We start from the raw sequence: 8,421 nt of genomic DNA, 5'->3' as shown, positions 1-8,421 counted from the left end.
GGTTCTTCGTCATATTTGGGGAAATCCATGCATTAGGGTTTTAGTTTTAACATATTGATATTCAGTAATTTAAATACGTTTGTCCTTTGCTTTATAGGGTGATATTTATTATCTTTAAGTAGCTAATAAACAACTACTTATGACCGTAAAACAACTGATCGGCATGCCTGGGCTAATTGTAAATAATATTGATTGCTCCCATTCCCTGGTTAAAATAGATGCATCAATAAAATCCAAACGGGCAAAGTGTCCCGTTTGTGAAAAACACAGCAATAAAATCCATGATCGTTATACCAGAACAATATCAGATCTCCCGGTATTTCAAAACAAGACCACTATCTTCCTAAAAACACGCAAATTTAAATGTCAGAACCCTCAATGTGACCGAAAAGTATTTTCAGAACAGACACCATATATTTTGAGATATTCGAGAAGAACACGAAGGGTATCAAGGATATTGGATTCCCTGTCGATCGAACTGACCGGTAAAATGGGCAGTACCCTGTCGGAACAACTACTGATCTCGGTCAGCAAATCAACCATTACACGAATGGCCCACGAACAACAACTGCCCCAAATAGCCCAACCAAAGGTACTTGGCGTTGATGATTTTGCATATCGAAAAGGGATAAGTTATGGAACCGTTCTCGTTGATATGGAGACGTCAAGGCCCATTGATATTTTACCTTCGAGGGAGGGCAAAGAGCTAAAAAAGTGGTTGTCAAAATATCCTGGCGTGAAGATTGTCACCAGGGACAGGGCCAGTTCGTATTCTTCTGCCATTGATGAGGTCTGTCCAAGTGCAGAACAGGTCGCGGACCGATTTCATTTATTAATGAACCTATCGGATGCCTTGGACAGGTATTTCAAAAGTGTGGACCCAAAAATCAAAAAGCTCATTAAGGATAAAAGCAATGAACTTTTGAAAAAGTCCGATGGTCAAATTACCGGCTATGCGAAGGAAAAAACAACGGGCCCATTATCAAAGGTCCAAAAAAGAGTGGTCCTAAAAGGAACGGACCGAAGGCAGGATGTTTTCAACAAGGTCAAGGAATTGCATGCCAAGGGCATATCCAAACGAAAGATCGCAAGAGATCTGGGCATAAGCCGCAATACGGTCCATTCCTATCTCTCGCTGGAATCATTGCCTCCAAGATCAAGCTCAAGATCGACCAATATTGAGCTGTTTTCCCAACACATCGTTGCGCGATCGGACGTTCAGGGATATATGGTGAAAGATATAATGGACGAAATCTATAAATTGGGATATAACGGAAGCAGGACGCAGGCCTATCACAATATAAACATCATAAAGAAAAAACATGGAATATGCACACCTGATTTTGCACAGATACAAAAGGAGAGAATTCCCTATATAAAACCCTTGAGCTCAAGGGAGCTCGCCAAATATATCGGTTCCTGTCCGACTGTTGTCAAGAATCCCGATCAGCGGAGATATCTACAGACCTTATTGGACAATATCCCGGAGCTACGGGTTATTCAAAAATTGGTGCGGATCTTTAAAACTATGTTGACCACGGGACGTGGCAACATTTACCGATGGATCGAATTCATTAAACGATCAAAATACAAAATGACGGGATTGACCACTTTTGCCAATGGACTGTCAAGGGATATCAAAGCCGTTAAGAACGCGATTGAAATGCCTTGGAGCAATGGCGCTGTAGAAGGCCACGTAAACCGGATAAAGAGCATTAAAAGACAAATGTATGGTAGAGCTTGCTTTGACCTATTGCGTAAAAAAGTGATTTTATCCCAAACCGGTTAATGATCCCCAAATATGACGAAGAACCAAACCATCCGGTTCATCCATCTTGCCGAGACCTCACTGTCCCTTCTATTCTAGCTTGATTTAATTATTGGGAAACTACTATATTTATAAATAATTGATTATCCGTTCGTAAACATACGGGGCGAGGTGGTTGGGCGTAATTTGAGACCACTTAAAACACAGAAATGAATAAAAAAATAACAATTGATAACTATTTAGACAACCATTATATTCATCGAAGTAACTGGTTAAGAGCAGCTGTTTTAGGAGCGAATGATGGAATAATTTCTATTTCAAGCTTAGCTATCGGTATTGCAGCAGCAAGTGCAACAAGAGAGCCTACAGTTTTAGCAACAGTAGCTGGACTTGTAGCGGGAGCTTTATCAATGGCGGCAGGCGAATATGTTTCGGTAAGTTCACAAACTGATACAGAAAAAGCCGATATAGAACGAGAAAAAATTGAACTCAAAGAAATGCCGGAAGAAGAGCTGAACATCCTGGCACAGATTTACGAAAAAAGGGGGCTGAAAAAGGAAACGGCAAAACAAGTGGCAATTGAACTGACCGAAAAAGATGCATTAGGAACGCACATTAGAGATGAATTAGGGATTAACGAAATTAGTCAGGCAAACCCTATTCAAGCAGCGTTGGCTTCTGGGGCCTCTTTTACAGTTGGCGGAATACTACCTCTTTTGGTTGTCTTCTTTGCTCCAGTGAAAGGAATGGAATATTGGCTGTATGGTTTTACTATCATTTTCTTAATAATTCTTGGGACAACATCGGCTAAAGCTGGTGGTTCAAGTATTAAAAAAGCAATTTTGAGAATTACTATTTGGGGAACAATCGCAATGGTACTTTCTGCATTAGTCGGCTACCTTTTTGGAGTAAATGTTTAATTTTAAAAAACAATAAATAATTATGAAAGGAGGACAATATTATCCCATCTTTTAAAAAAAAATCAAAGTACTGTAACAAAAGTTACCCTGATAATGAAATTGAAAGTCTATTTTTGAATTACTTGTGAAGTACAAGACTTACATATCACTAATATTTGCATTTATTTTTATGGCAAAATTTGTTGTCGTAGATGCAAATGGTTTGGGTTTATTAAGCAATAGCGGTATAACAGTTGTAAAGCCGTTTTGCAAGAAGAAAAACTCACCAAAAACAATTGGTGATGCAAAGGATTTTTCTTTTTCTAAAATAGACAAATCTTTTTCGCAAAAATTAGTATTGAGCAGTTTCTGCAATCCTCAGTTTCAATTAGAAATTTTCATATGGGAAACTGGAATTTACAAACTTACTTCAATTTATAATTCTCACATTATTACAACGCTTAATTATCGTTTTCTGGATAACGATTCACCACCACCTCGTTTGGCCTGAGTCATACTACCTTTTTCGAAAACTTAAAGTTGGTGCGACCTAAGTGATTTTTTGTGTCTGAAAAATATGTCCAAAATTTCATTATGGACAGACTGACACCACATTACATCAAAAATTTCAAATATAATTTACAATGACGACAAAAATTTTAATCAGTCGTCGTTCCATTCAGCTATTGCGCATTATGGTAAGTGGCATTTTTCCCGTAGCAGGTTTTAATCACCTTGTAAATGTAGAAAAAACTGCCCAGCGTATAGAACAAGCAAGCTTTAAAGGTATCGCGCTATTTTTTGGCGAACCTGAATGGCTAGTAATCCTATCCGGTATCGTAATGCTTATAGCAGGCTTCCTGTTTCTTATTGGATATAGGACGAAATGGGCGGCTATTGTATTGATGGCGGTTTTAATCCCCATAACATTAACTATTCAAGTGGGTCAAATAACAACGCTTGGACCTTTATTTAAAAACATAGCAATTTTTGGTGGACTTCTATTTTTTGTATTGAATGACACCAGTAACCTTTTAAAAGAATAAAAATGAAAACATATTTATTAAGTTCAATTCTTTTGGTGCTAACCCTGTTCAGCGCAAATAAAACACAGGCACAGCAAATTAACAACGACACAAACAATTATGTAGTACTGACCAAAAAAGTGCCTCAATTACAGCCCATAATTCTAACGGCTGAAGCCCTTAAGGCTCAAGAAGGCGATGCCTTTGGCGATTTTCAAGTCATCATATGCGGCAAGGAAATAGGTGACATAACTGATGTTGAAAAAATGGGTGACTTCGTAGAAAAGGCTGAACAAGCAGGTGTAAAAATCATAGCCTGCGGTTTTTCACTCAATAAGTTCAAGGTAGATAAAACACAAGTCCCTAAAGAAATTGAGATTGTCGAGAACGGAATTCTCTACAACTTTCAGCTTCAGAAAAAAGGTTATAAAAGTATTAGCCTGTAATGATTGAAAACGTAATGTTTACGACTAAATGTTTACGACTATGAGAACAAGTAATAGTAATATTTTGCAGGCGATTTTCCTGATAGCAATATTGGTGTTAACGGTTGGCTGCAAAACAGAAAAATCAAATAAAATGGACAGTCCCGATACATCAAAGGATACTTTGAGTATTACCGTACTTCAAACAGCCGATATTCACGGGCAGCTCGACACACACCCTGAACTATTCTGGGAAAACGAAAAAATCGTATTTAAAGACCGAGGCGGCCTCGCCAATATCAAGACACTGTTTGAGCAAGAACGGCAAAAAAACCCAGGTCACACCATCATCGTTGACGGCGGTGACCTTATACAGGGTAGTGGTTACACAGCGCTATCAGAGGGAAAGGTTATGCCCGCACTTATTAAAAATATGGGTTATGATGTCATCATCCCTGGCAACTGGGAAGTGGTATATGGTAAGGATGTGATGATGGATGTAATGAAAGGTTATGAAACCGATGTCATCGTCCAGAATATGTATCACGAAGAGAGTGACGAACCTTTGTTTCCTACCTATTCCGTTAAGGAATTCGAGGGTGTACGTATCGGGTTTATGGGTATCAACGACCCAGACGTGCCCGTACGTCAAAATCCGATATTCAGTAAAGGTATCGGGTTCAGCGGTCTAACCGAAGACCTTAAAAAACAGGTGGATGACTTAAAAATGAATGAAAACCTGGACGCACTCTTTTTGGTAACGCACATCGGTATTTTCAAACAGGTGGAACTTGCTAATAACCCTATTTCAGAAAATGTGGACTATATACTGGGGAATGATACCCACGAGCGCGTGCGAGAACCCATTCAAGGTAAGTACGCTAAAGTCACTGAACCTGGAGCATTCGGTTCTTTCGTTGGTAAATTGACGCTTCACTTTATTGATGGTAAATTAGTGGCTGACGATTATGAACTTATTGACGTTGACCCAGAGGTCTTTCCTGCAGATGAAGAAATTCAAGTATTAGTGGACCAGGCAAAAGCACCCTATAAAGACCATTTGGAAACGGTGATAGGTTATACAAAAAAACCTCTGTATAGATATCTTACTGTAGAGAACCCGATGGACAATTTGATTACAGATGCGGCTCGCTGGAAGACGGGTGCAGACATATCTATTTCAAACGGATTTAGGTTCGGTAACCCAATAGTTCCCAAAAATGGTAGCCCTGCACCAATAATAAGAGCAAACCTTTGGAACTTACTTCCTGTAAATGAAAATATTAAAACAGGAAAGGCTACCGGAAAACAAATAAAGGATTGGCTAGAAAAAGAAATGCACAACGCTTTTTCAAAAAATCCAACAGAGCGTTTTGGTGGATGGCTGGTTCGTTTTTCAGGAATGAAGGTCAGCTTCAACAGTCAAAATCCAAAAGGCCAACGTATCAATAGCATAATTGTGAATGGCAAACCGCTACAAAATGATGATTACTATACTATTTCAGCTTGTGTACGTCCTGGGGATCCTATCGACAATCTCTGTAGGATGAGTAATGTGATTGATGTAGAAGAAAGAGACTATACCATTCACGAAGTTGTGGAAGAGTATTTGAATGAACATTCACCAGTATCACCTGTTCTGGATGGAAGATCATATGCAGAGGACCTTGGGGAATATTCTTTCTCTACTGTGCCTCAAACCGATTATAAATTTCAATAAAGAAAAATAAGAATATGGATAAGAAGAAAAAGAAAACTTGGATTCAGTATGGCATTTTTGCCGCGGTAGTAATTTTCCTTTTTACAACCGGGCTTCATACAGAAGTTATTGGTTATGCTCAACGGGGTTTATTGGCAACTGGTTTGATGAATCCAGATGTATCTATAATAGTACAAGCACGAAATGAAGAAAGCACTAACGCGAGTGTTGAAAATTTAAATCAAACTAAAGTAGATTTTAATTTAAAATTGGCCGACCGGGATGGTAACATTCATTCGCTTGAAGATTTCAAGGGTAAGGTAATATTTTTAAATTTTTGGGCAACTTGGTGCCCACCTTGCGTAGCTGAAATGCCGGGCATCGATAAGTTACACGAACAAATGGATAATGATGTGGCCTTTGTACTACTATCCTTTGATGACGATTTTGAAAAAGCTAAAGCTTTTGATAAACGAAAAGGGTATAATTTACCTATTTACGCCCCTGCTAGTAATCTTCCAACTATGTTTCAATCTTCAGCCTTACCTACAACCTTTGTTATTGATGCGAAAGGAAATCTTGCCTTGACACATATGGGAATGGCAAATTATAGTGATCCGGAATTCAAAAAATTCCTTATAAGCTTAAAATAATTGGAAACGCCGGGCATAGTTTACCACACTCGCCGGATAAAATTGAGCATCGCTATATTTACAAGAAAAGTTGATTTTCAAACCACTAAGACGAATTATTGGGTGGCTCAAATTTTCCGTTTTTGGTGGTATCAAATAGGTTCTTCGTCATATTTGGGGAAATCCATGCATTAGGGTTTTAGTTTTAACATATTGATATTCAGTAATTTAAATACGTTTGTCCTTTGCTTTATAGGGTGATATTTATTATCTTTAAGTAGCTAATAAACAACTACTTATGACCGTAAAACAACTGATCGGCATGCCTGGGCTAATTGTAAATAATATTGATTGCTCCCATTCCCTGGTTAAAATAGATGCATCAATAAAATCCAAACGGGCAAAGTGTCCCGTTTGTGAAAAACACAGCAATAAAATCCATGATCGTTATACCAGAACAATATCAGATCTCCCGGTATTTCAAAACAAGACCACTATCTTCCTAAAAACACGCAAATTTAAATGTCAGAACCCTCAATGTGACCGAAAAGTATTTTCAGAACAGACACCATATATTTTGAGATATTCGAGAAGAACACGAAGGGTATCAAGGATATTGGATTCCCTGTCGATCGAACTGACCGGTAAAATGGGCAGTACCCTGTCGGAACAACTACTGATCTCGGTCAGCAAATCAACCATTACACGAATGGCCCACGAACAACAACTGCCCCAAATAGCCCAACCAAAGGTACTTGGCGTTGATGATTTTGCATATCGAAAAGGGATAAGTTATGGAACCGTTCTCGTTGATATGGAGACGTCAAGGCCCATTGATATTTTACCTTCGAGGGAGGGCAAAGAGCTAAAAAAGTGGTTGTCAAAATATCCTGGCGTGAAGATTGTCACCAGGGACAGGGCCAGTTCGTATTCTTCTGCCATTGATGAGGTCTGTCCAAGTGCAGAACAGGTCGCGGACCGATTTCATTTATTAATGAACCTATCGGATGCCTTGGACAGGTATTTCAAAAGTGTGGACCCAAAAATCAAAAAGCTCATTAAGGATAAAAGCAATGAACTTTTGAAAAAGTCCGATGGTCAAATTACCGGCTATGCGAAGGAAAAAACAACGGGCCCATTATCAAAGGTCCAAAAAAGAGTGGTCCTAAAAGGAACGGACCGAAGGCAGGATGTTTTCAACAAGGTCAAGGAATTGCATGCCAAGGGCATATCCAAACGAAAGATCGCAAGAGATCTGGGCATAAGCCGCAATACGGTCCATTCCTATCTCTCGCTGGAATCATTGCCTCCAAGATCAAGCTCAAGATCGACCAATATTGAGCTGTTTTCCCAACACATCGTTGCGCGATCGGACGTTCAGGGATATATGGTGAAAGATATAATGGACGAAATCTATAAATTGGGATATAACGGAAGCAGGACGCAGGCCTATCACAATATAAACATCATAAAGAAAAAACATGGAATATGCACACCTGATTTTGCACAGATACAAAAGGAGAGAATTCCCTATATAAAACCCTTGAGCTCAAGGGAGCTCGCCAAATATATCGGTTCCTGTCCGACTGTTGTCAAGAATCCCGATCAGCGGAGATATCTACAGACCTTATTGGACAATATCCCGGAGCTACGGGTTATTCAAAAATTGGTGCGGATCTTTAAAACTATGTTGACCACGGGACGTGGCAACATTTACCGATGGATCGAATTCATTAAACGATCAAAATACAAAATGACGGGATTGACCACTTTTGCCAATGGACTGTCAAGGGATATCAAAGCCGTTAAGAACGCGATTGAAATGCCTTGGAGCAATGGCGCTGTAGAAGGCCACGTAAACCGGATAAAGAGCATTAAAAGACAAATGTATGGTAGAGCTTGCTTTGACCTATTGCGTAAAAAAGTGATTTTATCCCAAACCGGTTAATGATCCCCAAATATGACGAAGAACC

At 39.2% G+C, this 8,421-nt stretch carries 8 protein-coding genes; all 8 read left to right on the top strand.

The window, feature by feature from the left end; translation table 11 throughout:
* Positions 1 to 139: 139 nt before the first annotated feature.
* The 8 genes from EO132_RS09335 to EO132_RS09300 all read left to right on the top strand — a co-directional run bounded on the left by EO132_RS09335 (position 140) and on the right by EO132_RS09300 (position 8,396).
* Complete coding sequence (locus EO132_RS09335; protein ID WP_127137576.1) at positions 140 to 1,789, top strand: ISL3 family transposase; 1,650 nt, start codon at positions 140 to 142, stop codon at positions 1,787 to 1,789.
* A 188-nt stretch (positions 1,790 to 1,977) separates the two neighbouring features.
* Positions 1,978 to 2,688, top strand: coding sequence for a VIT1/CCC1 transporter family protein (locus EO132_RS09330; RefSeq protein WP_127137586.1), 711 nt, complete (start codon positions 1,978 to 1,980; stop codon positions 2,686 to 2,688).
* 169 nt (positions 2,689 to 2,857) lie between these two features.
* The gene (locus EO132_RS09325; RefSeq protein ID WP_127137585.1) at positions 2,858 to 3,178 is read left to right on the top strand and encodes a hypothetical protein; all 321 of its coding nucleotides are present in this window, start codon (positions 2,858 to 2,860) and stop codon (positions 3,176 to 3,178) included.
* Between the two features lie 133 nt (positions 3,179 to 3,311).
* Entirely contained in the window at positions 3,312 to 3,713 is a 402-nt protein-coding gene (locus tag EO132_RS09320) for a DoxX family protein (protein ID WP_127137584.1), read from the top strand.
* A gap of 2 nt (positions 3,714 to 3,715) precedes the next feature.
* Positions 3,716 to 4,138, top strand: coding sequence for a DsrE family protein (locus tag EO132_RS09315; protein WP_127137583.1), 423 nt, complete (start codon positions 3,716 to 3,718; stop codon positions 4,136 to 4,138).
* Positions 4,139 to 4,178: 40 nt separating this feature from the next.
* On the top strand, positions 4,179 to 5,837 hold the full coding sequence (locus EO132_RS09310) for a bifunctional metallophosphatase/5'-nucleotidase (RefSeq protein ID WP_127137582.1): 1,659 nt from the start codon (positions 4,179 to 4,181) through the stop codon (positions 5,835 to 5,837).
* A gap of 14 nt (positions 5,838 to 5,851) precedes the next feature.
* Positions 5,852 to 6,469, top strand: a complete 618-nt coding sequence (locus EO132_RS09305; RefSeq protein WP_127137581.1) for a TlpA family protein disulfide reductase — start codon at positions 5,852 to 5,854, stop codon at positions 6,467 to 6,469.
* A gap of 277 nt (positions 6,470 to 6,746) precedes the next feature.
* Positions 6,747 to 8,396, top strand: a complete 1,650-nt coding sequence (locus EO132_RS09300) for an ISL3 family transposase (RefSeq protein ID WP_127137576.1) — start codon at positions 6,747 to 6,749, stop codon at positions 8,394 to 8,396.
* The last annotated feature ends 25 nt before the right edge of the window (positions 8,397 to 8,421 follow it).

The organism is Flagellimonas oceanensis (genome assembly GCF_003992595.1).
GTDB lineage: Bacteria > Bacteroidota > Bacteroidia > Flavobacteriales > Flavobacteriaceae > Flagellimonas > Flagellimonas oceanensis.
Note: the sequence above shows the minus strand (reverse complement) of the source record. Positions and strands in the feature narration are given on the sequence as shown.